General features: G+C 56.9%; 24 protein-coding genes. 21 read left to right on the forward strand and 3 right to left on the reverse strand.

What is annotated here, in order from left to right; translation table 11 throughout:
• The first annotated feature begins 39 nt into the window (after positions 1–39).
• The 10 genes from AC2FID_RS02845 (at position 40) to AC2FID_RS02890 (ending at position 11,461) form a co-directional block, all read left to right on the forward strand.
• Positions 40–3,459, forward strand: coding sequence for an indolepyruvate ferredoxin oxidoreductase family protein (locus AC2FID_RS02845; protein ID WP_496835306.1), 3,420 nt, complete (start codon positions 40–42; stop codon positions 3,457–3,459).
• 80 nt (positions 3,460–3,539) lie between these two features.
• Positions 3,540–4,418: a lysophospholipid acyltransferase family protein gene (locus tag AC2FID_RS02850; protein WP_282118510.1), complete on the forward strand. Its 879-nt coding sequence runs from the start codon at positions 3,540–3,542 to the stop codon at positions 4,416–4,418.
• A gap of 8 nt (positions 4,419–4,426) precedes the next feature.
• Positions 4,427–5,236 (forward strand): glutamate racemase, encoded by an 810-nt coding sequence (gene murI / locus AC2FID_RS02855; protein WP_472723704.1) that lies wholly within the window; start codon positions 4,427–4,429, stop codon positions 5,234–5,236.
• Between the two features lie 94 nt (positions 5,237–5,330).
• The gene (gene argC, locus AC2FID_RS02860) at positions 5,331–6,359 is read left to right on the forward strand and encodes an N-acetyl-gamma-glutamyl-phosphate reductase (protein WP_496835309.1); all 1,029 of its coding nucleotides are present in this window, start codon (positions 5,331–5,333) and stop codon (positions 6,357–6,359) included.
• Positions 6,360–6,366: 7 nt separating this feature from the next.
• Positions 6,367–6,813 carry a cytochrome c maturation protein CcmE gene (gene ccmE, locus AC2FID_RS02865; RefSeq protein WP_108858699.1) on the forward strand — a complete coding sequence of 149 codons (447 nt, stop codon included), beginning with the start codon at positions 6,367–6,369 and terminating at the stop codon, positions 6,811–6,813.
• A 124-nt stretch (positions 6,814–6,937) separates the two neighbouring features.
• Positions 6,938–7,549, forward strand: a complete 612-nt coding sequence (locus AC2FID_RS02870; RefSeq protein WP_496835311.1) for a holin-associated N-acetylmuramidase — start codon at positions 6,938–6,940, stop codon at positions 7,547–7,549.
• Complete coding sequence (locus AC2FID_RS02875; protein WP_496835313.1) at positions 7,540–8,118, forward strand: holin family protein; 579 nt, start codon at positions 7,540–7,542, stop codon at positions 8,116–8,118. Before AC2FID_RS02870 ends, AC2FID_RS02875 begins: the two co-directional genes overlap by 10 nt.
• Before the next feature lie 74 nt (positions 8,119–8,192).
• Positions 8,193–10,157: a heme lyase CcmF/NrfE family subunit gene (locus AC2FID_RS02880; RefSeq protein ID WP_496835315.1), complete on the forward strand. Its 1,965-nt coding sequence runs from the start codon at positions 8,193–8,195 to the stop codon at positions 10,155–10,157.
• Positions 10,154–10,609 carry a cytochrome c-type biogenesis protein gene (locus AC2FID_RS02885; protein ID WP_058271538.1) on the forward strand — a complete coding sequence of 152 codons (456 nt, stop codon included), beginning with the start codon at positions 10,154–10,156 and terminating at the stop codon, positions 10,607–10,609. Before AC2FID_RS02880 ends, AC2FID_RS02885 begins: the two co-directional genes overlap by 4 nt.
• A 75-nt stretch (positions 10,610–10,684) precedes the next feature.
• A complete protein-coding gene (locus AC2FID_RS02890) occupies positions 10,685–11,461 on the forward strand; it encodes an enoyl-CoA hydratase-related protein (protein ID WP_496835317.1) in 777 nt (258 codons plus the stop codon).
• A gap of 5 nt (positions 11,462–11,466) precedes the next feature.
• Here the strand turns inward: AC2FID_RS02890 and bmt are convergent, their stop codons facing one another.
• Together bmt and AC2FID_RS02900 are read right to left on the reverse strand one after the other, a co-directional pair.
• Positions 11,467–12,483 carry a betaine--homocysteine S-methyltransferase gene (gene bmt, locus AC2FID_RS02895; RefSeq protein ID WP_282118503.1) on the reverse strand — a complete coding sequence of 339 codons (1,017 nt, stop codon included), beginning with the start codon at positions 12,481–12,483 and terminating at the stop codon, positions 11,467–11,469.
• A 117-nt stretch (positions 12,484–12,600) separates the two neighbouring features.
• On the reverse strand, positions 12,601–12,918 hold the full coding sequence (locus AC2FID_RS02900) for a DUF1476 domain-containing protein (protein WP_058271541.1): 318 nt from the start codon (positions 12,916–12,918) through the stop codon (positions 12,601–12,603).
• Positions 12,919–13,105: 187 nt separating this feature from the next.
• Here AC2FID_RS02900 and purC point away from each other — a divergent pair, with 187 nt between their 5' ends.
• From purC to AC2FID_RS02935, 7 genes are all read left to right on the forward strand, one after another.
• Positions 13,106–13,861 (forward strand): phosphoribosylaminoimidazolesuccinocarboxamide synthase, encoded by a 756-nt coding sequence (purC, locus tag AC2FID_RS02905; RefSeq protein WP_108858692.1) that lies wholly within the window; start codon positions 13,106–13,108, stop codon positions 13,859–13,861.
• 138 nt (positions 13,862–13,999) lie between these two features.
• Positions 14,000–14,668, forward strand: a complete 669-nt coding sequence (locus AC2FID_RS02910; RefSeq protein WP_058271543.1) for a MarC family protein — start codon at positions 14,000–14,002, stop codon at positions 14,666–14,668.
• 118 nt (positions 14,669–14,786) lie between these two features.
• Positions 14,787–15,017, forward strand: coding sequence for a phosphoribosylformylglycinamidine synthase subunit PurS (gene purS / locus AC2FID_RS02915; protein WP_058271544.1), 231 nt, complete (start codon positions 14,787–14,789; stop codon positions 15,015–15,017).
• A 23-nt stretch (positions 15,018–15,040) separates the two neighbouring features.
• The gene (purQ, locus tag AC2FID_RS02920; RefSeq protein WP_113790693.1) at positions 15,041–15,709 is read left to right on the forward strand and encodes a phosphoribosylformylglycinamidine synthase subunit PurQ; all 669 of its coding nucleotides are present in this window, start codon (positions 15,041–15,043) and stop codon (positions 15,707–15,709) included.
• A gap of 36 nt (positions 15,710–15,745) precedes the next feature.
• On the forward strand, positions 15,746–17,524 hold the full coding sequence (locus AC2FID_RS02925) for a sensor histidine kinase (protein ID WP_109311570.1): 1,779 nt from the start codon (positions 15,746–15,748) through the stop codon (positions 17,522–17,524).
• A 12-nt stretch (positions 17,525–17,536) separates the two neighbouring features.
• Positions 17,537–18,871, forward strand: a complete 1,335-nt coding sequence (locus AC2FID_RS02930) for a sigma-54-dependent transcriptional regulator (RefSeq protein ID WP_108858689.1) — start codon at positions 17,537–17,539, stop codon at positions 18,869–18,871.
• A gap of 508 nt (positions 18,872–19,379) precedes the next feature.
• Positions 19,380–22,208 (forward strand): Rne/Rng family ribonuclease, encoded by a 2,829-nt coding sequence (locus tag AC2FID_RS02935; RefSeq protein WP_496835635.1) that lies wholly within the window; start codon positions 19,380–19,382, stop codon positions 22,206–22,208.
• Between the two features lie 45 nt (positions 22,209–22,253).
• Here the strand turns inward: AC2FID_RS02935 and AC2FID_RS02940 are convergent, their stop codons facing one another.
• On the reverse strand, positions 22,254–22,487 hold the full coding sequence (locus AC2FID_RS02940) for a sulfurtransferase TusA family protein (protein ID WP_058271547.1): 234 nt from the start codon (positions 22,485–22,487) through the stop codon (positions 22,254–22,256).
• Between the two features lie 105 nt (positions 22,488–22,592).
• Between AC2FID_RS02940 and AC2FID_RS02945 the strand changes: the two genes are divergently transcribed.
• The 4 genes from AC2FID_RS02945 to AC2FID_RS02960 all read left to right on the forward strand — a co-directional run bounded on the left by AC2FID_RS02945 (position 22,593) and on the right by AC2FID_RS02960 (position 26,923).
• Positions 22,593–23,345: a cytochrome c biogenesis CcdA family protein gene (locus tag AC2FID_RS02945; RefSeq protein ID WP_058271899.1), complete on the forward strand. Its 753-nt coding sequence runs from the start codon at positions 22,593–22,595 to the stop codon at positions 23,343–23,345.
• Positions 23,346–23,408: 63 nt separating this feature from the next.
• Positions 23,409–24,623, forward strand: coding sequence for a hypothetical protein (locus AC2FID_RS02950; protein ID WP_496753934.1), 1,215 nt, complete (start codon positions 23,409–23,411; stop codon positions 24,621–24,623).
• Positions 24,620–25,969, forward strand: a complete 1,350-nt coding sequence (locus AC2FID_RS02955) for a cytochrome P450 (RefSeq protein ID WP_496835323.1) — start codon at positions 24,620–24,622, stop codon at positions 25,967–25,969. Before AC2FID_RS02950 ends, AC2FID_RS02955 begins: the two co-directional genes overlap by 4 nt.
• Positions 25,970–26,041: 72 nt before the next feature.
• Entirely contained in the window at positions 26,042–26,923 is an 882-nt protein-coding gene (locus AC2FID_RS02960; RefSeq protein WP_496835325.1) for a fructose bisphosphate aldolase, read from the forward strand.

The raw sequence follows: 26,923 nt of genomic DNA on the forward strand, positions 1-26,923 counted from the left end.
ATGAATGAAGCACACTGATCTGACGAGGGGAGGCGTCCGATGAGTCAGCCACAAATATCGCTAAACGACCGGTTCGATCTTGAGAAAAACCCCGTTCTTTTGAACGGCACACAGGCGCTGGTGCGTCTTATGCTGATGCAGAAGGCACGGGACAATGAGGCGGGCCTGAATACCGCAGGTCTTGTGACCGGATACCGCGGCTCGCCCCTTGGGGCTGTAGATCAACAGATGATACGAGCCCAGAAACATCTGGCTGAAAGCGATGTGACCTTTCAGTTCGGGCTGAACGAAGATCTGGCGGCCACGGCATTGTGGGGCAGTCAGCAGGCCGGCCTGCGCGGCGACGGCAAGTTCGACGGCGTTTTTGGTCTTTGGTACGGCAAGGGGCCGGGTGTGGACCGTTCCGGCGACGTGATGCGTCACGCGAACATGGCCGGAACCGCCAAACATGGCGGCGTTCTGATGGCGATGGGCGATGACCATACCGGCGAAAGCTCGACCGTTTTGCATCAATCCGAATGGTCTTTGGTCGACATGTACATGCCTGTGGTTAGCCCCGCTGGTGTGCAGGAAATCTTGGACTATGGCATCTACGGGTTCGCACTCAGCCGGTTTGCAGGCGTCTGGGTCGGCCTGAAGACGATGAAAGACACGATTGAGGTTACTTCGGTTGTGGATGGCAGTCCGGATCGCATGAATGTGGTAGTTCCCGAATTCGACATGCCCGAAGGCGGTTTGAACATTCGGTTGGGTGATACACCGCACCTTCAGGAAGCACGGGTCATCGACTATAAGCGCTTCGCGGCCGAGACGTTCTCGCGTGCGAACAAGATGGACAAGCGTGTCTGGGGTAAGCCGGGTGCGAAAATCGGGTTTGTAGCGGCCGGCAAGAACTGGCTGGACCTGACGCACGCCATGTCACTGCTGAATATCGATGAGGCCGAGGCCGGGCGCCTGGGCATTACGACTTACAAGATTGGTCAGACATTCCCGCTGGATATGGCAGGCTTCCATGACTGGGCCGAGGGTTTGGACCTGATTGTAATCGTTGAAGAAAAACGAAAGCTGATCGAGGTTCAGGTTAAAGAGGCCATCTTTGACGACCGCCGCGGACGTCGCGTCTACGGCTGGTACAAGGGCGGGGCCGGTACCTTGCATCGTGAAGAACTGTTCCCGACACGTGGCGCACTGGACCCGATCATGATCGCCGAAAAACTGGGCGATATCCTGATCGAGGAAGGGCGCGATACTGACGGGGTGCGCGCCGGGATGGCTAAGCTCTCCGAGGCGCGCCGGGCGGATAATGCAGAAGAGATTGCAACGCGTTTGCCGTATTTCTGTTCAGGCTGCCCACATAATAGTTCGACCAAACTGCCCGACGGCAGCCGAGCCTATGCGGGGATCGGCTGTCACTACATGGTGCAGTGGATGGATCGGGAAACCACCGGGTTCACCCAGATGGGCGGAGAAGGTGCAAACTGGATTGGCGAAGCGCCGTTCTCGACGACCGATCACGTGTTTCAGAACCTGGGCGACGGGACATACAACCACTCGGGCGTTCAATCGATCCGAGCGGCGCTGTCGGCAGGCACCAACATCACCTTCAAAATCCTGTTCAATGATGCCGTCGCCATGACGGGCGGACAGGACAACGAAGGAGACCTAAGCGCAGAGCGGATCGTGGCCGAGGTCAAGGCCATGGGCGTTCAGCATGTGGCCGTGGTTTACGACGAAAAAGAAGACGTGAACTTCAGGGCGATGCCGTCCGGCGTGGAAACCTTTGAGCGCGCCGAACTGATGAACGTGCAGAAGAAATTCCGAGAGATCGAAGGCGTTTCCGTCATCGTCTATGTTCAGACCTGTGCGGCAGAAAAGCGTCGCCGACGCAAGCGGGGCACTTTCCCCGACCCGGACAAGCGCGTGTTCATCAACTCGGACATTTGCGAAGGGTGCGGCGATTGCGGGGTTCAGTCGAACTGTGTCTCGATTGTTCCGAAAGAGACCGAGTTGGGGCGCAAGCGCGCTATCGACCAGTCCAGCTGCAACAAGGATTTCTCTTGCCTGAAAGGGTTTTGTCCGTCTTTCGTGACGTTGGAAGGGGCAAAGATCCGCAAAGAAGCCACGACCGAGATCGATTTGCCGGACTTGCCGATGCCCGTTCTGCCGACGATCAACGGTACACATAACGTGGTCATTACCGGTATTGGCGGGACCGGAGTGGTCACTCTGGGCGCTGTGATGGCGCAAGCGGCTCAGATCGACGGCAAGGGCGCCGGGATGATGGAGATGGCGGGTCTGGCCCAAAAAGGTGGCGCAGTGCACATCCACTGCCGTCTGGCCAACCGACCCGAAGATATCAGCGCCATTCGTGTGGCTACCGGCGAGGCGCATGCGCTGATCGGGGGCGACCTTGTTGTGTCCGCTGGGGCCAAAACCCTGGGTCTGACCCGCACGGGTCAAACCGGTGCCGTGGTTAACAGCCATGAAACCGTCACGGGCGACTTTACCCGCGACACAAACTTTCAGATCCCCGGTGATCGACTAGAGCTTGCGCTGCAAGCACGGCTGAAAGAGGGCCTGTCGCTATTTGACGCCACTGATCTGGCGCGCGCGGTTATGGGCGACTCGATCTATTCGAACATGATGGTCCTGGGTGCCGCCTGGCAACGTGGTCTGCTACCGATCAGCCATGAAGCGATGTTACAGGCGATCGAGTTGAACGGGACCGCGGTTGAGCGCAATAAACGCGCCTTTGATATCGGCCGTTGGGCCGTTCTGCATCCGCAGGACGTCACCGCGATTTTGAGCCCTCAGGTGACTGAGCTGCCAAAAACTTTAGAACAGCTGATTGATTTCCGTGCGCAGCACCTGACCGACTACCAAGGCGCCCGTCTGGCAAAACGTTATCGTAAGCTTGTCGATAGCTTCGAGGATGAATCCGTCAAAGAGGCCGTCGCAAGAGGGTATCATAAGCTGTTGTCCTACAAGGACGAATACGAAGTTGCGCGTCTGTTGCTGCGTAGTCGCGAACAGGCTGCGGCCGAGTTTGACGGCGACTTCAAAATGACCCTGCACCTTGCGCCACCGATTTTGGGTGGCAAGGACGCAGAGGGTCGGCCACGCAAGCGGACATTCGGAGAGTGGATGTTGGGTCCGTTGAAGCTGCTTTCCAGGTTGAAAGGCCTGCGTGGTACTCCATTGGACATCTTTGGCTACAGCACCGAGCGAAGGATGGAGCGCGCCTTGATCCGGCAATATGTACACGATATCAAAGAGATAACGCCCTTGGTTACACCACAAACTCACGATGCGGTTGTCGCTTTGGCCAAGCTGCCGCTTGAGATTAAGGGCTTTGGCCCGGTTCTACTTGAAAACGAGGCTAAGGCAGCAAAAAGGCGGGAGGAATTGTTGGCGACCATCCGTAACGGAGGGCCGGAGTTGCGTGCCGCCGCCGAATAATCCGTCACAAGCCTGTCACGATAGCTAGGCAAAATTGTTACTTGGCACTATCTAGCAGGTGCCAAGTATCGGAGTCCGAAATGCCCTCGCGCCGCCACGTTGCTCGTGACATCTCTTATGCCTATTCCGCTGAAACCAAAAGCGGGCGTATGGTCATTAAGTTGATGGAGAATACAACGGGTCGCATGCGCCTGATTAAGCGTGCAGACGGGTATGAAAAAGAAGTGGCCGACGGGCGTGATTTCTGGTCGGTCATGGTTGAGAGGTACGGGCTTTCGCTGGACGTGGTCGGCGGATCGTTGTCGAACATCCCCCGAACCGGGCCGCTGATCCTGATTGCCAACCACCCGTATGGCATTTTGGACGGAATGATGATGGGTCACATTTTGTCCGAAACGCGCGGCGATTTTCGCATTCTGGCAAACCATGTGTTTCGCAAGGCTGAAGACTTGGACAACATTGTCTTGCCGATATCGTTTGAAGAAACGAAAGAGGCGATGAAGCAGAATATTGAAACGCGCAAAACCGCGCTGAACTATCTTGGTGATGGCGGTGCCATTGGGATATTCCCGGGTGGAACGGTCAGCACTGGCTTAAAACCGTTCTCTCATCCGATGGATCCGGGCTGGCGCGGGTTTACCGCAAGAATGGTGGCTAAATCCAACGCGACTGTCGTGCCGGTTTTCTTTGACGGACACACCTCGCGCTTGTTCCAGATTGCCAGCCATCTGCACAACACTTTGCGTATGGGATTGCTAATCAAAGAGTTCAAGAAACGCGTCGATACGCCGGTTAAAGTGGTCATCGGAGAGCCGATTTCCCGCGACGTTTTGGACCCGTTATCCACTGACAAACGCAAGATGATGGATTTCTTGCGCAAAGCCACGTATGAGCTGTCCCCGAAGCCGCTGAAGTCTTATGACTATGGCTATGAATTTGAGGAACGGCATCGCGCCTGAAGGGGCAAATGGCAGTAGGCATCTTTGATTCCGGGTTGGGCGGCTTGACCGTCCTGAACGCCGCGCAGAAACGTCTGCCCGACGTGGATTTTCTGTATTTCGCGGACAGCGAACACGCGCCCTACGGCGTGCGGGACGCTGAAAACATTTACGACCTGACACGCAGGGCGGTAAACGATCTGTGGAACCGGGGCTGTGACCTGGTGATTCTGGCTTGCAATACCGCTAGCGCTGCGGCGTTACGCCGGATGCAAGAAGAGGGGGTGCCCGAAGGCAAGCGCGTGCTTGGCGTGTTTGTTCCGCTGATCGAAGCGCTGACGGAACGGCAGTGGGGCGATAACAGCCCGCCGCGGGAAGTCGCCGTCAAACACGTGGCCCTGTTCGCAACGCCCGCCACAGTGTCCAGTCGAGCCTTTCAGCGGGAATTGGCATTTCGAGCCATCGGTGTAGATGTCGAGGCGCAGGCCTGTGGAGGCGTCGTAGACGCGATTGAAGACGGCGACATGATCCTGGCAGAAGCGCTGGTTCGGTCCCATGTGGACGCGCTAAGGCGCAAGATGCCGGAACCGCAAGCCGCGATTCTAGGCTGTACCCACTACCCGTTGATGGCTGAGACTTTCCAAAAGGCGCTGGGGTCGGACGTTCAGGTGTACAGTCAGGGTGATTTGGTTGCCGAAAGCCTTGCGGACTACCTGCAACGGCACCCGAAAATGCAAGGAAACGGCGAGGGTGGATTTTTGACCACCGGCAAGCCCGCGTTTGTCAGCGACAGGGCGACGCAATTCCTCCGACGACAAATCACCTTCGAGGCTGCCTGACTTAGGTCAAGGACGCAGCCTATTTGATCCCGTAGTTCAACGACCGTCACACCGGCGATCGTATCCTGTGACACACTGAAACAAGAGGTCTCACATGACCCATAGAATCGCAATTTTGGGCGCATCTGGTTATACCGGCGCTGAACTGGTGCGGCTGATCGCTGAGCACCCGAATATGGACATCGTCGCGCTGGCAGCCGAGCGTAAGGCTGGTCAGTCGATGGCGCAGGTCTTTCCGCATCTGCGGCACATGGACTTGCCGGATCTGTGCAAAATCTCCGAGATCGACTTTTCGCAAGTCGACCTGTGTTTTTGCGCGCTGCCGCATAAAACCAGCCAAGAGGTCATTCGGGACTTGCCCAAGACCCTGAAGATCGTCGATCTGTCTGCGGATTTCAGGCTGCGCGACCCCGAAGAGTACGAGAAGTGGTACGGAAACCCGCACGTGGCAATGGAGCAGCAGGAAGAGGCGGTCTATGGCCTGACCGAGTTCTATCGGGATGAAATCCGCAATGCGCGCCTTGTGGCCGGAACCGGCTGCAATGCGGCGACTGGTCAGTACGTGCTGCGCCCGCTGATTTCGGCCGGCGTCATTGATCTGGACGATATCGTGTTGGATCTGAAATGCGCTGTGTCCGGGGCAGGGCGGTCGCTGAAGGAAAACCTGCTGCATGCAGAGCTTAGCGAAGGTTATAACGCCTATGCGGTTGGCGGCACGCATCGACATCTGGGTGAGTTTGATCAGGAATTCTCGGCTCTGGCCGGGCGGACCGTTCATGTGCAATTCACACCACACCTGATCCCGGCCAACCGGGGTATTCTGGCAACGACTTATGTCAAGGGTGACCCGAGCAGCGTATATGATGCGCTGGCAAAGGCTTACGTAGACGAACCCTTTATCCAGATGCTGCCCTTTGGCGAGGCACCCTCGACCCACCATGTGCGGGGATCGAACTTCTGCCATATCGGTGTGGTGGCAGACCGGATAGAACGTCGGGCCATCGTGATCGGCGCGCTGGATAACCTGACAAAAGGTAGCAGCGGGCAAGCCTTGCAGAACGCCAACCTGATGTTAGGTGAGGATGAAACCCGGGGCCTGATGATGGCCCCCTTGTTCCCGTGAGGACGGTATGAAAACGCTCAAGAAACGTCGTCGAATTCAGGTTATTGTGCTGGCAGCTGTCGCTTTGGCGCTGTCGACGGCGTTGATTGGGTATGCCATGCGGGACGGTATCAATTTCTTCCGTTCACCCAGCCAGGTGATCGCCGAGCCCCCCAAGCCGACCGAAGTATTTCGGATTGGCGGGCTGGTCGAAGAAGGCTCGATCGTGCGGGGGCAGGGCAAGACGGTACGCTTCGTCGTGACCGATGGCGGCGATAGTGTTCCCGTAGCCTTTACCGGCGTTTTGCCGGACCTGTTCACAGAAAATCAGGGAATGATCGGCACCGGATCTTACGTAAACGGCGTTTTCGAAGCCACTGAAATTCTTGCCAAACACGATGAAACCTACATGCCGAAAGAGGTCGTAGATGCCTTGAAGGAACAGGGTGTTTATAAGGAGGTCGACGGAGGCTGATCCAGGACCAAATTCAAATTTGAAAACAAGGGCGTTGCGTGCACATGACACTCAGCGCCCTGTTTAATTGCCACGTGTTAACGAATTTGCCCGAGCCTTTGCGCAATCACAGGCGGAGGGAGCGATGCAGACGGTTCGGCAAATTGCGACTGAGATCGTGGGGCGAGAGGGTGGGTTCGTAGATGACCCGGATGATCCGGGCGGCGCAACAAACTATGGTGTGACCGTTCATACCATGCGGCGTCTGGGTCTGGATTTGTCCGGTGATGGGGTGGTGGACCAAACGGATGTGCGAAGGCTCAGCAAAGCGCAGGCCGTTGATATTTTCGTCCGACATTATTTTGAGCTTCCACGCCTGAGGCTGTTGCCCAAGATGGTCCAACCCTCGGTGTTTGACATGTACGTCAATGCAGGTGCGCAGGCAGTCCGCATTCTGCAGCGATTGTTGCGCGAAATGGGATTCGACGTAGTCGTTGACGGTGTTGTCGGGCCACAGACAGCTCGGGCATGCCAAAGCGCGGCCAAGTCCGACCCGGTAACGTTCGCAGATGCCTATGGGGTCGCGCGCCGCAACTATTATTTCCGTCTCGCGGACCGAAGGCCCGCGTCCCGCAAATACGCGCGTAGCAGGGCGGGCGGTAAAGGGGGCTGGATCCGACGAGCGGAAGAGTTTGTTTCGCCCTCCTATCATCTGACGGACACAGAGTTTCAAAAGAGGATTTCACGATGGGATTGATCTCGGGTATTTTGGCTTTTCTGTTTGGAAACGAGCGCAACATCATACGCGAAACTGTCGAAGTCTTTCGGGAAAATGCCGAAAGCGGCGCCGAGAGGGGTTTGCAGGTTCGACAGCAGGCCGTCAGTCAGTTCGCGGCAGAATTCCATGGCGCTGGAAAAGCTCCGTTTGATCGGTTTGTCGACGGGCTTAACCGCCTGCCGAGGCCCGCGATGGCACTGGGAACGCTTGGCCTTTTTGTTGCGGCCATGGTCGATCCGATCTGGTTTTCGGCGCGCATGCAGGGGATCGCCCTGGTGCCCGAGCCGTTGTGGTGGTTGCTGGGGGTGATTGTGTCCTTTTATTTCGGCGCGCGGCATCAGGCCAAGGTGCAAGAATTGCAACGCGAAATTTCCGCCACAATGATGCGCACTCCGCAGGTACTTGGGAACATAAAGGCGCTGGCGGCGATGCGTAGCGACGGTGTGGGTGTTGCCAAGCCCGGACCAGACGCGGCACTGACAGCAGACATAATAGAACCCGACGAAAACCCAGCGTTAGAGTCATGGCGGCGTAAAAGGACCGGCTGACCCGCGACACTATGTTCGCGGCAAGAGGGCGAAAGTGATTGGTGCTTGTCACGCAACAGGATTATATCCGGGGCATGATTACAGAACTTGGCCATTTCGCCCTGATCCTCGCTTTCCTCGTCGCAATCGTGCAGTCGATCGTTCCTTTGATCGGCGCAGCCAAACGCTGGGTCGGCTGGATGGGGGTCGCGGAACCCGCCGCAATCGTCCAGTTCTTGCTGGTTTCTTTCTCGTTCGGAGCCTTGGTCTGGGCGTTCGTGACTTCGGACTTTTCTCTGCGTGTGGTCGTCGAGAACAGCCATTCGGCCAAGCCGATGCTGTACAAGATCAGCGGGACATGGGGAAATCACGAGGGCTCGATGCTGTTGTGGGTTCTTATCGTGTCATTGTTCGGAGCAATGGCTGCTTTTTTTGGGGGTGGCTTGCCACCGACGTTGAAAGCGCGGGTTCTGTCGGTTCAATCGATGATTGCGGTGGCATTTTTTGCGTTCATCCTGTTCACCTCGAACCCCTTTGATCGGCTGATAGTCGCCCCGTTTGACGGTCGCGACCTGAACCCGTTGTTGCAGGATCCCGGCTTGGCCTTCCATCCGCCGTTCCTGTATCTGGGTTATGTGGGGCTTAGCATGGCATTCAGTTTTGCCGTGGCGGCCCTGATCGAAGGGCGCGTTGATGCCGCGTGGGGCCGCTGGGTGCGTCCGTGGACCTTGGCCGCGTGGATATTCCTGACCATTGGAATCGCTCTGGGATCATGGTGGGCCTATTACGAGCTGGGTTGGGGTGGTTTCTGGTTCTGGGACCCGGTGGAAAACGCCTCGTTCATGCCATGGCTTTTGGCCGCTGCCCTGTTGCATTCCGCCATCGTGGTTGAAAAACGCGAAGCGTTGAAAAGCTGGACCATCCTGTTGGCCATCATCGCATTTGGCTTTTCGCTGATCGGGACATTCATCGTGCGGTCGGGCTTGCTGACATCTGTGCATGCCTTTGCAAATGACCCGGAACGCGGCGTCTTTATCCTGATCATTCTGGTGCTCTTCATCGGTGGGGCACTGACCCTGTTCGCGGCCCGCGCGCAAGCGATGGAGGCAAAGGGTGTGTTCAGCGTGGTCAGCCGAGAAAGTGCGTTGATTCTAAATAACATTTTGCTGGCCGTCAGCTGTTTCGTGGTGTTTTTCGGAACGATGTGGCCGATGGTGGCCGAGATGGCGTTTGACCGTAAGCTCTCGGTCGGGGCGCCATTCTTCAATGCGGCCTTCACGCCCTTCATGGTGGCCTTGGGAATTGCTTTGCCAATAGGGTCCATGTTGCCGTGGAAACGGGGCAAATTGGGCAAGACGGCATATTCCCTGCGCTATGTGTTCATCTTGTCGGTCGCATTGGCCCTGTTGGTCTGGGTTATGCAGACCGGACGCAGCGCCCTTGGGCCAATCGGACTGTTTCTCGGGGCCTGGATCACTTTAGGTGCGGCTGTGGACTTGTGGAGCCGCACCGGTCGCAAAGGCAGCATCCAACGTCTGGTCCGCTTGCCGGGCGCGGACTGGGGTAAAGCGGTGGCTCATACCGGTCTTGGCGTGACCATCTTTGCCATTGCCGGTCTGACCGCGTGGGAGGTTGAAGATATCCGCGTTGCGCAGCCCGGTCAGCCGTTTGAAGTTGGGCAGTTCACACTGATGCTTGAAAATGTCCGCGAAGTTAAGGGACCGAACTATTTCTCAACCACTGCGGATGTTCGGGTTGAAAAGGACGGGCAGTCTATGGGCTCGCTGCATCCCGAGAAACGCAATTACCCCGTTGCCGGGATGCCTACTACAGAGGCGGCGATCGACTATCGCTTTTGGGGCGACCTCTATGTCGTGATAGGGGACCAGCAAGCCGATGGCGGTTGGGTCATGCGGACTTACATCAAACCTCTGGCCAACTGGATCTGGGGCGGATGTATCCTGATGGCATTAGGCGGGCTTCTGAGCTTGACTGACCGCAGGTTCCGGGTGGCAGCGGGTGCGCGCAAAGCACCCTCGGGCGGAGTACCGGCGGAATGAAGCGTCTGATCCTGATTTTCGCCCTGATCGCATCGCCCTTGTTTGCGGTGCAGCCAGACGAGGTACTGGAGGACCCGGTCCTGGAGCAACGCGCGCGTGACCTGAGCACCGGCCTGCGCTGCCTTGTCTGCCGCAATGAAAGCATCGACGAAAGCAATGCCGAACTTGCTCGCGACCTGCGCCTGCTGCTGCGCGAACGGCTGGTCGCGGGCGATACGGATGAGGAAGCGGTCGATTTTATCGTGGATCGTTACGGTGAATACGTTCTGTTAAAGCCTACGGTTACGGGGGCGAACCTGATGCTTTGGCTGGCCGGTCCGATCATGCTGTTGATCGCCGCCGTGATAGGCTGGAGTTTTTTACGCAACCGATCTCAGGCGGTGGGCACTGAAGTCAAGGACGGCCTCAGCGAAGCTGAGAAAGAACGCCTGCGCCAGATTCTTGACGACTGACCCACCGTATTTCTTTCCCTTCGTCTTGAATTGAGTCAGGGTTCCCTAATGCCGTGAGCATGGGGAGAGGACTACATGGACTATGAGGCTATACTGCTGGATATCACTGACAATCTGGCAGTGGTAACCCTGAACCGGCCCGACAAGATGAACGCGCTGACCGCACAGATGCGGGCCGAGGTCACCAATGCGATGACACATGCGGCCCGGCATGCGCGGGCAATCGTGTTGACAGGGGCAGGGGGCGCCTTCTGCTCGGGTCAGGACCTCGGCGATTCTTCCAGCACTGGCCGGATTGATCTGGAACGCACACTGCGCGACGAATACGATCCCATGCTGGAATCCATCTACAACTGTCCGGTCCCAACCATCGCAGCCGTCAATGGACCAGCAGCCGGGGCCGGGGCGAACATTGCGCTCAGCGCCGATGTGGTGATTGCGACTGAAAGCGCGTATTTCCTGCAGGCGTTTTCCCGTATCGGCCTGATGCCGGACGCGGGCGGCACATGGTTCCTGCCACGCCAGATGGGGTTCGCCAAGGCCATGGGCGCTGCGCTGTTTGCCGACAAGGTCAGTGCCAGACAGGCGAACGAATGGGGAATGATCTGGGAAGCGGTGGCTGACGACGATTTCGACGCGCATTGGCGCAAGCGTGCTGCCTATCTGGCAAACGGACCGACCACCGCGTTTGGCGCGATCAAACGGGCAATCCGCGGAACTTACGACAACACTCTGCCGCAGCAACTGGAGATGGAGGCGCATTTGCAGGGCGACTGTGGCCGTTCGCGCGACTTTGCCGAAGGGGTAGTTGCCTTCATGGAAAAACGCCCCCCGAAATTCGAGGGGCGCTGAAAGATTTAAGCGCGGCGGCGGCGGCGATTGCGCCGTTCAGGCACTGCCGCATCGTCTCCGGTACCGTCCGAAGCTGATGAGAACGGGCCTAAAGCATCCGTGATCTGATCCAGCGTCGGGCGCGTGCCGCGGCTGGTTGTATCCAGTGCCTCCCGCATTTTGCGCAGGTGATCTGGCATGGTGCCACAGCACCCGCCGATGATCGTGGCACCCGCATCCCGTGCCATCGCGGCGTACTGCCCCATCAATTCAGGCGTGCCGTCATAGTGGATATGGCCATCGACATATTTCGGGATACCCGCGTTGCCTTTGGAAATCACCGGACGTTCGGTTCCCTGAGCCGCAAATCCAAGAACCGTGCGCAGGATGTCCGACGCGCCCGTGCCGCAGTTGGCACCGAATGCAATCGGCGGATTGGGCAGGGTTTCGACCAATTGAGCCAGATCTGCGGAGGTTACGCCCATCATGGTACGTCCGGCAGTGTCAAAGCTCATGGTGCCACACCAGGGCATGTCGGCCAGCGCAAAAGCTTCTGCCGCCGCTCTGAATTCTTCGGGTGCGCTGATGGTTTCGACCCATAGAACGTCCGCGCCACCTTCTTTCAGCGCTTCGGCTTGCTCGTGAAACATCTCAACAGCGCCGGCATGGGACAGGCTGCCAATCGGCTCCATGATCTCACCGGTGGGACCAACCGAACCTGCGACAACAACGGTGCGCCCGGATTTGTCCGCCACTTCACGGCCCAGTTCGGCACCGATCCGGTTCAACTCACCAACCCGGTTCTGGGCGTCGTGCAGTTTCAGGCGCGCGGATGTGCCGCCGAAGGTGTTGGTCAGAAACAAGTCGCTGCCGGCATCAACCGAACCTTGGTACAAAGCGCGGATTTTATCCGGTGCTTCGACATTCCACAGCTCGGGCGCGTCACCTGATTGCAGGCCCATATTGAACAAGTTCGTGCCCGTGGCACCATCGGCCAGCAAAGCATCATTTGTTTCCAGAAGTTTATTGAGCGCATTTGTCATGGGGGTATTCCCAAATAGCCGAATGGGGCCGTTAAAAATAGAGACGCCCCGTGTCTCATGACCGGGGCATCAAATCAAATTCATAAAACTCATGAAGATCATGAGCCGAGTGTTTTTTTATTCGGTTTCGCTCAGGACCTGCGCTTTGGCTTGGGGCAAAAGCTCGGCCATTTTTGCGCGGATTTCCTCATCGGACGACAGCGCGCCCAAATCACCGGCGACTTTGCGCACGACATCTTCGTGCCCGGCCTCTTCGAAATCGGCGATTACTACGGTTTTGGCATAGGCTTCGGCGTCCTCGCCGGACTTGCCCATCTTTTCTGCGGCCCAGAGGCCCAGCAATCTGTTGCAGCGCGCCTGTGCTTTGAACTGCATTTCTTCGTCATGAGCGAATTTTGCTTCAAAAGCGTTTTCGCGTTCGTCAAAAGTGGTCATTGTTTGTGGACCTCATAGCTTACATCTTCTTAATTGATGATATGACTATAGCTGAGCGCCTGTGCAAGGGAATTGCGCTGTGTCAAAGCCTCTCGGTCCGCTGAACTTGCGGGAAAGGGGGGCTTGGACTATGAGGGCGCCAACGCGAAGGGACTCATTCCCTCGCCCCGGACTGGAAAGGTCGCTCATGGCGCGTCGCAAAAAGATCTACGAAGGTAAGGCCAAAATTCTGTATGAAGGCCCAGAGCCTGGCACCATTGTGCAGTACTTCAAGGATGATGCCACCGCGTTCAATGCGGAAAAGAAAGATGTCATCGACGGTAAAGGCGTGCTGAACAACCGTCTGAGCGAGTTCTTCATGAACGGTCTCAACCAGATTGGTGTTCCGACCCACTTCATCCGTCGCCTGAACATGCGTGAGCAATTGGTGCGCAATTGCGAGATTGTTCCGCTTGAAATCATCGTTCGCAACTATGCCGCGGGAACAATGTCAAAACGTTTGGGCATTGCCGAAGGTACGCAACTGCCGCGCCCAATTGTCGAATATTGCTATAAAGACGACGCGTTGGGTGATCCGCTGGTTACCGAAGAACACATCGCTGCCTTTGGCTGGGCCAGCCAACAGGACATGGACGATATCCTGAGCCTCGCGCTGCGCGTCAATGACTTTATGAGCGGCATGATGCTGGCTGTCGGCATTCGTCTGGTCGATTTCAAGATTGAGATTGGCCGCGTTTACGACGGGGATTTCCAGCGTTTGATCGTGGCCGATGAAATCAGCCCCGACAGTTGCCGTCTGTGGGATATCGAAACCGGTCAAAAACTGGACAAAGACGTATTCCGCCGCGATCTGGGCAGTCTGACGGACGCCTATTCCGAAGTCGCACGCCGGCTGGGCGTTTTGCCGAAAAGTAACGTCGCTAAGCCTACGCTGATCAACTGATCACACAGGCGAACCGCATATTGTTAAAAGCACCGCTTTACCCAAAGCGGTGCTTTTTTCTTTGTATCTAGCGGTTTGACAGGGTTACCGGTTGTCCGGCATTGTCGGGCAAATCCGAAAACGAGGGTGGCGCTATACATGGCCGAATTGTTTGATCAGGCAGTTTTTCTAAAATTCCTTGCAGCCCTTCTGGCTATTTTCAACCCGCTCTACGGAATCCCGATTTTTCTTAGCATGACGAAAGGATATTCGGCCCCCGAACGCCGGCGGGTAGCGTTTATCGTGACGGGGACAGTGATCATAGTCGGCCTGATAGCGGTTGTGATCGGAGAAGAGATCCTAGCTGTGTTCGGGATCGACATACCTTCGTTCCGTATTGCCGGGGGGCTAATCATCTTCGGAATTGGTATGTCGATGCTGAACGCGTCGGACAGGCCGCAAGGGGATCAGCAAGCTGTAGAGGATGGGCATAGGAAAAAAGAAAACATCGCCGTTGTACCGCTTGCTATTCCGTTGACTATCGGGCCTGGCACTATTGCGATAACAATCGTTTACTCTCATACGCTTAGCGATGGTGCCGAAGTAGTAACCCTTGGAACGGCAATCGTGATCGCCTGTTTGATCGTTGGCCTTGGCTTGTTGTTCGCCGATCCGATCTCGCGCCTATTGGGTATGACGATGATTAATGTCATCACCCGGGTCATGGCTCTCATACTTGTGGCGGTCGCAATCGAGATGGTTTTGACAGGCACGTTCAATGCAATCGACGCGCACTATCCCGGCCTGAATTCCGGAGGTGGCGGGTAGCGGGCGTAAGTGCGGTCATCTGCCCACTTTAAGAAGGGTTGTCGAACGCCTTCTGGCACGTTATCCCCCGCGCAACGGAACGGGCCGACAACATCGGCCCTCAGCTGGAGTTGCGAGAATGAAAGCACGTGTGCATGTGATGCTCAAAAACGGGGTCCTCGACCCGCAGGGTGAGGCGGTGCGTCACGCATTGGGTGCCATGGGCTTTGATCAGGTCGAAGGTGTGCGGCAGGGCAAGGTGATCGACCTTGAGCTGGCCGAAGGCGCGACCGAGGCGGACATCACCGAGATGTGCGAAAAGCTGTTGGCCAACACGGTCATCGAACGCTACGAAGTCGAACTGGTCTGAACCTTATCCCCGGAGGCCCCGCCATGCGCGCAGCTGTCATCGTATTCCCAGGGTCCAATTGTGATCGGGATCTTGCCGTCGCTTTCGAACAGGCTGGTTTTCAGGTCGATATGGTCTGGCACAAGGACGCCGCGCTGCCCGAAGGTGTGGATATCGTCGGTGTTCCGGGTGGCTTTTCCTACGGCGACTACCTGCGCTGCGGTGCCATCGCCGCTCAGTCGCCGATCTGCAAGGCCGTGGTCGATCATACCAAACGTGGCGGTTATGCCGTTGGTGTTTGCAATGGGTTTCAGATCCTGACAGAAACCGGCATCCTGCCGGGTGCGTTGCTGCGAAATGCCGGTCTGAAATACATCTGCCGCACGGTTGGCCTGAAGGTGGAAACCAGCGACAGTGCCTTCACCGAAGGTTACAATGCGGGCGATGTGATCGGTATTCCGATCGCGCACCATGATGGTAACTATTTTGCGGATGACGCCACACTGGCCAAACTGCAGGATCAGGATCGGGTCGCGTTCACCTATACCGAGAATCCGAACGGCTCGGTCGGAGATATTGCCGGTATCCTGTCTGAAAACCGTCGGGTGCTGGGAATGATGCCACACCCTGAACGTGCGGCAGACGACGGCCATGGCGGAACGGACGGAACGGCATTGTTCCGCGCATTGTCTGGCGTTCTTGCTCCGGCGTGACTTGAGCTTACGATCCAGCCCGCGTAACTTTCCGGGATGAGTTCCGAAGTTCGCTCTGGCTGGTCCTTTCTGACAAAACCGTTTCGTGGTGCGCCATTGGGTTGGCGGCTGCGCTTGGCGGTTATCTTTCTTTTGATCGCAACGGTTACCACGGTTTATGTAACCAACCGTCTTCTGACGGACCGCTTTACCGAATCCACGCGAAACCGGGCCGAAGTGCGACTGGCGCTGTATTCAGGCAACTTGCTGAGCGAACTGCGCCGAAATGCAATTGTTCCGCAGCTTTTAGCGCGCGACCCCACATTGATTTCCGCGCTACAGTCCAGTGATTATTCGCTGTCCACCCAGCGTTTGATCTCGTTTGTTGAAGAGATCGGCGCGGCCTCGCTGATGTTGCTGGACGGTGATGGCCGTACTGTTGCGGCCACTGATCGCGCGCGTTTGGGAGAGCCACACCGGAGTTCGCCGTATTTCATTGATGCGGTGCGGGCGAATTCGACAATATTCACGGTGATTGAAAAAGATTCGGGCGGCTACAGCTTTGTCTATTCAAGACGAATGGAGGCGAACGCCGAGGTTCTTGGCGTTATCGTGGTCGAAGTTGACCTGCAGAAATTCGAGCGCGCCTGGGCAGGTATTTCCGACGCTGTGATGGTGACGGACAGCACCGGGACGATCATTCTGTCGACTGAACCGCAATGGCGCGGGCTTGAAGAAAACGCCGCATTGCTGCGCCAGCCGGCGCAAGGTGCTATCCAGCGTGCAATTCGTGCCACGACCGACTGGACCGCCTTGCCGCCAGACGCCTACCTGCAGGGCGAGGCAGTGATGCGGATGGAAACGCGCATCCCGTTTCGCGGTTGGAAAATGACCTCGTTCACCACCTACGAGTCGATTCGGGAAAAAGTGAACAGTGTTATCGCGCTTGAGATCATGGGTTTTGCGATTCTTCTGGCCTTGGCCTTCTACGCGCTTAGCCGCCGAGCCACGTTCCGCATGGCGTTGTTCCAACGCGAGTCGGCAGAGCTTCGCGCATTGAACTCAAGGCTAAAGCGGGAAATTGCTGAGCGGGAACGGGTTGAAAAAACACTGGAAGTTGCCGAACAGACGCTGGCGCAAAGCTCGAAACTGGCCGCTTTGGGCGAGATGTCGGCGGCCGTGAGCCATGAGTTAAATCAACCTCTGGCTGCAATGAAAACCTACCTGGCTGGCGCACGTCTTTTGCTGCGTCGGAACCGGCCGGAAGAGGCGCTGGCAAGCTTTGGTCGGATCGATGGTTTGATCGAAAGGATGGGGGCGATTACCCGTCAGCTCAAATCCTATGCGCGGAAGGGTGCGGATACGTTTTCCCCAGTAAACCTTAGTGAAGCGCTGGCAGCGTCCCTCTCCATGATGGAGCCGCAGCTGCGCCAGCGTCACGTCAAGATCACCCAGATACTGCCCGATGAACCGGTGTCTGTGATGGGGGACCGGATGCGGATCGAGCAGGTGATGGTGAACCTCTTGCGCAATGCTCTGGACGCCACCAAATCAGTATCCGAACCGGATGTCGAAATCATACTGGCAGCGGGCGATACGGCGGTGCTGACAGTGCGCGACAACGGCTATGGAATCGAGAACATCGAAAACCTGTTCGAACCGTTCTATACTACGAAACAGCCCGGCGACGGGGTCGGTCTGGGGCTTGCCATCTCATCCGGGATCGTAAACGACCATGGTGGACGGCTGACAGCACGAAACAGCCCGCAAGGCGGGGCCGTGTTCGAGATGCAGTTGCCGATACTGGGAAGCGACGGCCTTGAGGCCGCGGAATAACGAGGAATGACTATGGCACAGGCCATGAAGATCGCCATTGTGGATGACGAACAGGACATGCGCCAGTCGATCAGCCAATGGCTGGCACTGTCGGGATATGACACGGAAACCTTCGCCAGCGCAGAGGACGCGCTGAAAGTGTTGGGACCGGAATATCCGGGTATCGTGATCTCGGATATCAAAATGCCGGGCATGGACGGCATTCAGCTCCTGAAAAAGCTGATGGGGGCTGACAGCACGTTGCCGGTCATCATGATCACTGGCCATGGCGATGTGCCAATGGCAGTGGAAGCGATGCGCGTAGGGGCGTTTGATTTCCTTGAAAAGCCTTTTAACCCTGATCGCATGTCGGAACTGGCCAAACGCGCCAGCAACGCGCGCCGACTGACCTTGGACAACCGTGCCCTGAGGCGCGAACTGTCAGGTGGAACCCAGATCATGAACAAACTGATCGGGGCCAGCCCGGTCATGGAGCGTTTGCGCGAAGATATCCTCGATCTGGGCCAGGCCGATGGCCATGTACTGATCGATGGTGAGACCGGCACTGGCAAGACACTTGTGGCCCATGCGCTGCACGCGGTCGGCAGCCGTGCTGGTAAGAAGTTTGTACTGGTGTCCTGTGCCGCGCTTGAGGAAGAGGCGCTGTCGAAACGCCTGTTTGGCCCAATGATGCCGGAAGATGCGCAGTTGCCTGCGATCGAAGAGGCGCGGGGCGGTACACTTGTGCTGGAAGACGTAGAAGCACTGAGCGATACGCTGCAGGCCCGCCTGTTGAGCGTGATGAATGACCAGGGCACCCCGGCTGAAACGCGGATCATTGCGATTTCCAACCTTCAGGAAGCAGGAAAGACCAGCGAAGACGTTCTGCGCCCGGACCTGTTCTATCGCCTTGCGGCGCTGCGAATCACGATGCCGCCATTGCGTCAGCGTGGCGAGGACATCCTGACGCTGTTCACCCGATTGAGCGAGCAGTTTTCTGAAGAATACGGCTGCGAAGCGCCGCAGGTGAGCGCTCAAGAGGCGGCTCAGTTGTTGCAAGCTCCATGGCCGGGAAATGTACGGCAGTTGATCAACATCGCGGAACGGGCTGTTCTTCAATCGCGACGTGGATCGGGGACGATTGCGTCGCTGTTGATGTCCGATCACGAAGAAATGCAGCCGGTCATGACGACCGAAGGCAAACCGCTTAAGGAGTATGTTGAGGCGTTCGAACGGATGTTGATCGACAATACAATGCGGCGGCACAAGGGATCGATTGCGTCTGTGATGGACGAACTTTGCCTGCCACGCCGGACCTTGAACGAGAAAATGGCGAAATACGGGCTGCAGCGCTCGGACTATTTGTGAGAAAGAGAGGGGGGCAGCCCCCTCTTGAGCCTGCGGCTCAAATTACCCCCGGGATATTTCTGGCCAGATGAAGTGATCCCGGGGCTTTGTATTGTTCTTCTCGCAGTTTGCCCATTGTGTTTTCCACAGGACTGCTTTTATTGTATCTGGACGGGCAGGGCTAATTTGCGCCCAAAAGTCCCGAATCTTTGAGTTTCGCTGCTCTGCCGTTGATGGTGATCAATCCCGCAAGGCAAAGCAGACCGATTATGCCCCATCGGGGCAGATGAACGCCTGAGCCCGCATCAGCGGGCGAAAGGAATAAATGGGCAGGCGGCGGTTAGATCTGCGCCTGTCGGAGAAGAACCGCGATGACGCGCGCGCAACGATTGAGTATACGGGCAGGGGGCCACAGCGCCAGACCCTGCCGCGCGCCGTCCGAAATCGCCCTGACAAGACACCACCCCAAAAGCGCCTGTCCCCCCGGACGGGTAAGGACAACGCGTTTGGCGCGGTGCACCAAGGACACATGGCTAAGAAAATGCTTATCGATGCCACCCACGCGGAGGAAACCCGCGTCGTGGTGGTTGACGGAAACAAGGTCGAGGAATTCGATTTTGAATCCGAAAACAAACGCCAGCTTGCTGGCAACATCTATCTTGCAAAAGTAACCCGGGTCGAACCGTCACTTCAGGCGGCCTTTGTGGATTATGGCGGGAACCGGCATGGGTTCCTGGCGTTTTCGGAAATCCATCCGGACTACTATCAAATCCCGGTCGCAGATCGCGAAGCGCTGATGGAAGAAGAGCGCGCCTATGCCGAGGCAATGAAAGCGCGTGACGAAGCCGAAGAGGCCAAGCCGAAGAAACGCCGGTCACGGTCGCGGTCGAAGGCTGCGGACGTTAAGTCTGACGATGCGGTTGAGTCGATTGAAGTATCGAACGAACCCACCGGCATGGAAACCATTGATCTGGACGAAAGCGAAGACGGCGCTGATGGCCCGGACCTTGAGGGCACATCCCCGGCAGATCGCGTTGCTGAAACACCGGTAGAAGAGCCTGGTGATGATGTGGGAGCGTCTGAAACCGACGCTGATGGTGCAGCAGAAGGTGCGTCGTCGGAAGACAGTAGCGAGGCAGCGAATAGCTCTGATGCGCCTGCAATCGAGGCGACGGAAGCCAAAGATGAGGAAGCCGCCGACAAGTCCGATGACGCGGTTAGCGAAGCAGAAGCACAAGATGCACCCGAACCTTCGGAGGACACGACCGAAGAAAACGAGGGCAAGTCTGAAGAAGAAGCGCGAGCCGATGCCACCGCGAAGGACGATTCGATTGAATCCGTCGCCGACGAGGATGACAGCGAAGACATTCGACCGGTGCGCAAACCGCGGCCACGTCGCTATAAGATTCAAGAGGTTATCAAGGTCCGCCAGGTCTTGCTGGTGCAAGTCGTCAAGGAAGAACGTGGCAACAAAGGCGCTGCCCTGACAACCTACTTGTCTCTGGCAGGACGATACTGCGTTTTGATGCCGAACACGGCTCGTGGCGGCGGGATCAGCCGCAAAATCACCAACGCACCTGACCGTAAAAAGCTCAAGGAAATTGCTGCGGAAATTGACGTTCCAACCGGTGCGGGTCTGATTATCCGGACAGCCGGTGCCAAGCGGACGAAATCCGAGATCAAGCGAGACTATGAATACCTGCAGCGCATGTGGGAGCAGATCCGCGAGCTGACACTGAAATCGATTGCGCCGGCGAAAATCTATGAAGAAGGCGATCTGATCAAACGGTCGATCCGTGATCTCTATAATCGCGAAATTGATGAGGTTCTGGTCGAAGGCGAAGGTGGTTATCGCATCGCCAAAGACTTCATGAAGATGATCATGCCGTCACACGCGAAGAACGTGAAACGGTACGAGGATGCGCTGCCGCTGTTTGCACGCTATCAGGTCGAAAGCTATCTGGCGGGGATGTTCAACCCGACCGTTCAGCTGAAATCGGGTGGTTACATTGTGATCGGCGTGACCGAAGCGCTGGTCGCGATTGACGTGAACTCGGGTCGGGCGACCAAAGAGGGCTCGATCGAGGAAACCGCACTCAAGACCAACCTTGAGGCCGCAGAAGAGGTGGCCCGCCAGCTGCGTCTGCGCGACCTGGCCGGTCTGATCGTCATAGACTTTATCGACATGGACGAGCGAAAGAACAACCTCGCCGTCGAAAAGCGTATGAAAGAACGGCTGAAAACAGACCGTGCGCGCATTCAGGTCGGCCGTATCTCGGGTTTTGGCCTTATGGAGATGAGCCGCCAGCGTCTGCGTCCCGGCATGTTGGAGGCCACGACTCAGCCATGCCCGGCTTGCCACGGAACGGGTCTGATCCGGTCGGACGACAACATGGCGCTGTCGATCCTGCGGCAGATCGAGGAAGAGGGTACACGCCGCCGTTCGCGCGAGGTGCTTGTTCGTTGCCCTGTCAGCATCGCCAACTTCCTGATGAACCAGAAACGCGAGCATATCGCACAGATTGAGGCCCGTTATGGCCTGTCTGTACGTGTTGAAGGCGACGTACATCTGGTCAGCCCTGATTTCTCGATGGAGAAATTCAAGACGGCAAGCCGGATCGTTCCCGAAGCCAGCGCGCCCGTTGTTTCAGTGGATGCGTCCCTGATGGATCTTGTCGACGCCAGCGAGGAAGAGCCGGTCGAAGAGGACACCACCGTTCAGGCCGAAGAGGATGCCAAGCCCAAGCGCAAGCGTCGTCGCCGCCGTCGGAAAAAGAGCAATGGTTCTGACGAAACTCCTGAGGTGAACGCTGAAGAGGGTGACGCGGCGGCGTCCGAGGAATCGGATGAAGCCAAAACCGAAGCGGCGGATGACGCAAAACCCGAGGGTGAAGCATCTGAGCCTGCCGAAGAGGAAAAAGCAGCCAAGCCCAAGCGCCGCCGTGCACCGCGCCGTAAGAAGAAGGACGCGGAACCTGTTGAAGCTACGGAAGAAGTCGCTGCTGAAGCTGTTGTGAGCAAGGATGCCCAGGCCGCAAGCCCTGACGCACCGGCCGAGGAAACTGGTGTGACGGATGCACCTGTTGAAGCTCCTGTCGAAACCGCCGAGAAGGTTGAACAGGCCGAAGCGGTGGCAGAGCTGCCCACGCCCGAAGCGGAAAGCGTCGTTGAAGAAAAGGTTGAACCTGCAGAGGCCGAACAACCCGAACCTGTGGCCGAAGTGGCCGCAGAAGACCCGCAAGAACCAGCGGACATAATGGTTGAAGAAGCCCCTGAGCCGGTTCTGGAGGTCGTGGCCGAAGAACCGGAGCAGCCGGCCAAACCCAAGCGGCGTGGTTGGTGGTCACTGGGTCAGTAAAAAGAAGAGGCGGGCCAAGTGCCCGCCTTTTTCTTTTGCCCGATCTTAGTGAGATTTCTGGATCAAATAGATCTGATGACCGTCCGCGTCTTCTTGCGACAGCAATTGGTGCCCACTCTCAGAGCAGAAATGCGGGACATCAATTATGGCGGCAGGATCATCTGCCAGCACGCGCAAAACGGCCCCCGCAGGCATGGATTTCAAACGCTTGCGCGCTTTGAGGACGGGTAGAGGGCACAACAGACCCAGCGCATCGAGTGTTTCTGGCGGATTTGACATAAGGTTCAGATATTTCCACTTTGACGGGGTGTCCAGCGTGCAACCACGAGGATGTGACCGATTGGCCCCGTGACGTTGGTCGCCTCATACCATATGTGCTTGAACATGTTCGGAATAGATATCATAGACGCGGGCCTGCTGCCTGCCATGTTCATCGCGATGCTGGGCGGGCTGATCAGCTTTCTGTCGCCCTGCGTTCTGCCCATCGTTCCGCCGTACCTGGCTTATATGAGCGGTGTGACGATCAACGAAATGCAGGATGAGGCGAAAGCACGCCGCAAGGCAACCTTGGCCGCCCTGTTCTTTGTTTTGGGCTTGTCTACGGTGTTTTTGTTGCTGGGCTTCACCGCTTCTGCCTTCGGGGTGTTTGTCCTGCAGAACCAGGTGTTATTCGCAAAGATCTCTGGTGCAGTGGTCATTGTCTTTGGCCTGCATTTTCTGAATGTCTTCCGCATCCCGTTTCTGGACCGCGAGGCCCGGATTGAGACTGGTGATTCTGGTGGATCAGTGTTTGGCGCTTATATCCTTGGTCTGGCCTTTGCGTTTGGCTGGACACCGTGCATTGGGCCGCAGCTGGGCGCAATCCTGTCGCTGGCCGCGTCCGAGGCCTCGGTCGCGCGGGGAACCCTATTGTTGGGCGTCTATGCTGCGGGCTTGGGTATTCCATTTCTGCTTGCTGCAATGTTCCTGAACCGGTCTATGTCGGTGATGAACCGGATCAAGCCTTACATGGGCACGATCGAAAAGGTGATGGGGGGCTTGTTGCTCTTCGTGGGCATCATGCTGATCACAGGGCTGTTCACTGAATTCAGCTGGTGGCTGTTAGAGACATTCCCGGCGCTGGCGAATTTCGGATGATCTGCTGATCTGACTTACCTTGACGCTTAGCCTGCGTTAACCTGCGCTGCAGAAGGTAAGGCCATGAGCAGTCAGAATAATCAACCTCGGGTGTGTAAACGCCGGGTATTCTATATTCCCGGCTATGACCCGATACCGCCGCGGCGGTATCGTGAGCTTTATCGTACCGAAGGCTCGCTGCAGGCGGAGATATCCGGTTATGAGATTTCGGTGGCCGCCAAGTCAGACGATGGACCATATGGATGGCACGTCACTTCCCGGCAGGATGATGATGAAGTTCAGGCCGATGTGTGTGTTTTGGTCTGGTCGGATCTGGTGCGTGACAGCATGTCCAACTCAATCCCGGCGACCTATCTGCAATTGGTGCAGACCGCATGGACCTATATGTCCTCAGGAACGCTGTGGCGCCTAATGCAGCTGCGCAAAGGACCGGTGATTGCTGCACTGTACCCGGTTGGAATGTTGGTGGCTCAAATGCTGTTGGCGATCCTGCTAGCCGGGGCCATGACATGGGTTTTGACGCCGTTTATCGATTGGTTGGGCGTAATACTTGCAGTTGGTGCCGGCTACGGTCTGATGCGCTGGTTTCGCCAGCAAGACGGCCAACTTTTTGCCTATTACCTGATGCATGATTATGCCTATTCCGCGAAACTCAAAGGGGCGACGCCAGTTGAATTACGCAATCGCCTGCGTGCATTCAGTGCGTTGATCCAAGAGGCGCTGAATTCAGACGCAGACGAGGTGCTGGTCGTCGGCCATAGCTCAGGGGCCCATCTGGGTGTCAGTGTTCTGGCCGATGTTATCCGAGAAAGCAGGCAGCGCGACAATAGCCCCGCGTTTTCGTTCCTGACATTGGGGCAGGTCGTGCCCATGGTGTCATTTCTACCCGAGGCGCAGGGTTTGAGGGCGGATTTGCAATTCTTGTCCACGCAGGAAGGCCTGACCTGGGTCGACGTCTCGGCCCCCGGCGATGGTTGTTCTTTTGCGCTGTGCGATCCGGTTTCTGTCAGCGGTGTCGCCACCGCCGAAAAGAAATGGCCGCTGGTTCTGTCTGCGGCCTTTACACAGACCCTGTCCCCCGAACGCTGGAAGAACTTGCGATGGAAATTCTTCCGCCTGCATTTCCAGTATCTCTGCGCCTTCGACAAGCCCGATCGGTATGACTATTTTCGCATCACTGCCGGGCCTCAAACCTTAGGTCAGAGGTTTGAGGGACGGGCACCGTCGAAATCGCGGATGGATAAGCCGGTCTCAAAATACATCTCGGTGAAGGCATGACGCCGCCCAAGCCATCTTCGCGCCCTGATAAAGTATCGCTTTGGCGGTATCTGAGGTTGTTTCGCAAGGACATTCTGTCAGCCCAGCCCCAACGGCTGTACCGCGCCTGGATGGCCGAATTTCGCACGCCGTTCTTTCGATCATACCTGGTAAATCAGCCAGAATTGATCGACACAGTTCTGAAAAAACGCCCTGATGACTTTCCCAAATCTAACCGCATAAGTGAGGGGCTGCGTCCGTTGCTGGGGGACTCTGTCTTCCTGACCAATGGGAACACCTGGAAGAGGCAGCGCAGGATCATTGATCCCGCGTTCGAAGGCGGCCGTTTGAAAGATACCTTTCCGGCGATGCACGCGGCTGGTCAAGCAGCGGTGGATCGGTTGCGTCCGCAGTCAGGTGGTGTCGTTGAGTTTGAAGAGGTCACCAGCCATATCGCGGCGGATGTCATTTTTCGCACCTTGTATTCGGTGCCCATCGAACACGAAATTGCCGCTCAGGTTTTTGACAAGTTTCGCGGCTATCAGCGCGAACAACCCATTCTGAACATAGCGGCCTTTGTCCCTCTGCCAAAATGGTTGCCGCGATTGCATTCGAGACGCACCAAGAAGAATGCAAAGGATATCAGGGCGCTAATCCAGCGACTTACGGCGGATCGGGCTGAACTGATCGCTCGTGGTGGCGCGCCGGATGATCTGGCAACCAAGATCATGACCACGCGTGATCCCGAAACTGGGCGTGGGTTTGACACGCAGGAAATGGTTGATCAAGTGGCGATCTTCTTTCTTGCCGGGCATGAAACCAGCGCGTCCGCTCTGGCCTGGACGCTGTATCTGTTGGCCATGTATCCGGAATGGCAGGACAGTCTGGCCGAGGAAGCTGCGGCGCTCGAAACGCCCGATTTTTCTGTAATGTCGCGGCTAAAGCTTAGCCGGGATGTGTTCCGCGAAGCGCTGCGGCTTTATCCGCCCGTGCCGATGATGGTTCGTGAGGCGAAATGCCCCGAACGTTTCCGCAACAGGGATGTCCCCGAAGGGTCGCAAATCGTGATCAGTCCGTGGCATCTGCATCGGCAGGAAAGGCTCTGGGAACGTCCCGACGAATTTGATCCGACCCGGTGGGGAACTGAGAATGGAAAGACCTGTCAGCGCAACGCGTACATTCCGTTCTCGACAGGGTCCCGCGTATGTCCCGGTGCCGGGTTCGCCATGATCGAGGGGCCGCTTTTGTTATCCATGCTGCTGCGACACTACCGGTTCGAGTTGGTCGCGGGACAAACGCCCGTTCCGGTCGCGCATTTGACCGTCCGATCGAAAGACGGAATTTGGTTGCGCTTGGTTGAGCGCTAACAAACTACCATCCTTTCACGCCTTGCTGTATGCGGTTTGAAATCGCGGAATCATATTGAACGGGAAAGTCTTATGTCATCAGCAGAACAGCGCGCACAAATGTCCAACGGCGCAGGATTCATCGCAGCATTGGATCAAAGCGGTGGCTCGACCCCCAAAGCGCTGGCGCTTTATGGCGTGGACGCATCTGAATACAACTCGGACGAAGAAATGTTCGGTGAAATCCAGAAAATGCGCGCGCGGATCATTCTGGCGGATGATTTCACCAAGGACAAAGTGATCGGCGCGATCCTTTTCGAACGCACTCTGGGCGAGCAAATTGATGGTCAGAAGGTCGCCGACTATTTGTGGTCAGTGAAAGGCATTGTACCTTTCCTCAAGATTGACAAAGGTTTGGAAGACGAAGCGAATGGCGTTCAGATGATGAAACCCATCCCGGGTCTGGCCGCAACATTGGCCAAAGCCGATGGTGTTTTCGGGACCAAGGAGCGCTCGGTCATTCATGAGGCAAACGCCGAAGGCATCGCGGCAGTTGTTGCACAGCAGTTCGACGTTGCGCGCGAAGTCGTGGCTTCCGGAATGGTTCCGATTGTTGAGCCCGAGGTGAACATCAACTCCGCCACCAAAGCCGAAGCCGAAGACATCCTGAAGGCTGAAATCCTGAAAAACCTTGATCAATTGGCTGACGGACAGGACGTCATGCTCAAGCTGACGATCCCTAACCAGGCTAACTTGTATGACGAATTGGCCGATCACCCGCGTGTTCTGCGCGTGGTCGCGCTGTCGGGCGGTTATTCGACAGAACAGGCCTGTGATTTGCTGGGGCAGAACGGTAAGATGATCGCGTCTTTCTCGCGCGCGTTGACCGAAGGCCTGTCGAAACAGCAATCAGACGCCGAGTTCAATGCTGCCCTGGGCGGCAACATTGACAAGATCTTCCGCGCGTCAGTCTAA

The sequence above is a fragment of the Ruegeria sp. CDSC068 genome (assembly GCF_059610545.1).

What these genes read in the sequence shown, in the direction of transcription:
- AC2FID_RS02845 (WP_496835306.1), top strand. Translation starts at nt 40, where the DNA reads ATGAGTCAGCCACAAATATCGCTAAACGACCGGTTCGATCTTGAGAAA.
- AC2FID_RS02850 (WP_282118510.1), top strand. Translation starts at nt 3,540, where the DNA reads ATGCCCTCGCGCCGCCACGTTGCTCGTGACATCTCTTATGCCTATTCC.
- murI (WP_472723704.1), top strand. Translation starts at nt 4,427, where the DNA reads ATGGCAGTAGGCATCTTTGATTCCGGGTTGGGCGGCTTGACCGTCCTG.
- argC (WP_496835309.1), top strand. Translation starts at nt 5,331, where the DNA reads ATGACCCATAGAATCGCAATTTTGGGCGCATCTGGTTATACCGGCGCT.
- ccmE (WP_108858699.1), top strand. Translation starts at nt 6,367, where the DNA reads ATGAAAACGCTCAAGAAACGTCGTCGAATTCAGGTTATTGTGCTGGCA.
- AC2FID_RS02870 (WP_496835311.1), top strand. Translation starts at nt 6,938, where the DNA reads ATGCAGACGGTTCGGCAAATTGCGACTGAGATCGTGGGGCGAGAGGGT.
- AC2FID_RS02875 (WP_496835313.1), top strand. Translation starts at nt 7,540, where the DNA reads ATGGGATTGATCTCGGGTATTTTGGCTTTTCTGTTTGGAAACGAGCGC.
- AC2FID_RS02880 (WP_496835315.1), top strand. Translation starts at nt 8,193, where the DNA reads ATGATTACAGAACTTGGCCATTTCGCCCTGATCCTCGCTTTCCTCGTC.
- AC2FID_RS02885 (WP_058271538.1), top strand. Translation starts at nt 10,154, where the DNA reads ATGAAGCGTCTGATCCTGATTTTCGCCCTGATCGCATCGCCCTTGTTT.
- AC2FID_RS02890 (WP_496835317.1), top strand. Translation starts at nt 10,685, where the DNA reads ATGGACTATGAGGCTATACTGCTGGATATCACTGACAATCTGGCAGTG.
- bmt (WP_282118503.1), bottom strand. Translation starts at nt 12,483, where the DNA reads ATGACAAATGCGCTCAATAAACTTCTGGAAACAAATGATGCTTTGCTG.
- AC2FID_RS02900 (WP_058271541.1), bottom strand. Translation starts at nt 12,918, where the DNA reads ATGACCACTTTTGACGAACGCGAAAACGCTTTTGAAGCAAAATTCGCT.
- purC (WP_108858692.1), top strand. Translation starts at nt 13,106, where the DNA reads ATGGCGCGTCGCAAAAAGATCTACGAAGGTAAGGCCAAAATTCTGTAT.
- AC2FID_RS02910 (WP_058271543.1), top strand. Translation starts at nt 14,000, where the DNA reads ATGGCCGAATTGTTTGATCAGGCAGTTTTTCTAAAATTCCTTGCAGCC.
- purS (WP_058271544.1), top strand. Translation starts at nt 14,787, where the DNA reads ATGAAAGCACGTGTGCATGTGATGCTCAAAAACGGGGTCCTCGACCCG.
- purQ (WP_113790693.1), top strand. Translation starts at nt 15,041, where the DNA reads ATGCGCGCAGCTGTCATCGTATTCCCAGGGTCCAATTGTGATCGGGAT.
- AC2FID_RS02925 (WP_109311570.1), top strand. Translation starts at nt 15,746, where the DNA reads ATGAGTTCCGAAGTTCGCTCTGGCTGGTCCTTTCTGACAAAACCGTTT.
- AC2FID_RS02930 (WP_108858689.1), top strand. Translation starts at nt 17,537, where the DNA reads ATGGCACAGGCCATGAAGATCGCCATTGTGGATGACGAACAGGACATG.
- AC2FID_RS02935 (WP_496835635.1), top strand. Translation starts at nt 19,380, where the DNA reads ATGGCTAAGAAAATGCTTATCGATGCCACCCACGCGGAGGAAACCCGC.
- AC2FID_RS02940 (WP_058271547.1), bottom strand. Translation starts at nt 22,487, where the DNA reads ATGTCAAATCCGCCAGAAACACTCGATGCGCTGGGTCTGTTGTGCCCT.
- AC2FID_RS02945 (WP_058271899.1), top strand. Translation starts at nt 22,593, where the DNA reads ATGTTCGGAATAGATATCATAGACGCGGGCCTGCTGCCTGCCATGTTC.
- AC2FID_RS02950 (WP_496753934.1), top strand. Translation starts at nt 23,409, where the DNA reads ATGAGCAGTCAGAATAATCAACCTCGGGTGTGTAAACGCCGGGTATTC.
- AC2FID_RS02955 (WP_496835323.1), top strand. Translation starts at nt 24,620, where the DNA reads ATGACGCCGCCCAAGCCATCTTCGCGCCCTGATAAAGTATCGCTTTGG.
- AC2FID_RS02960 (WP_496835325.1), top strand. Translation starts at nt 26,042, where the DNA reads ATGTCATCAGCAGAACAGCGCGCACAAATGTCCAACGGCGCAGGATTC.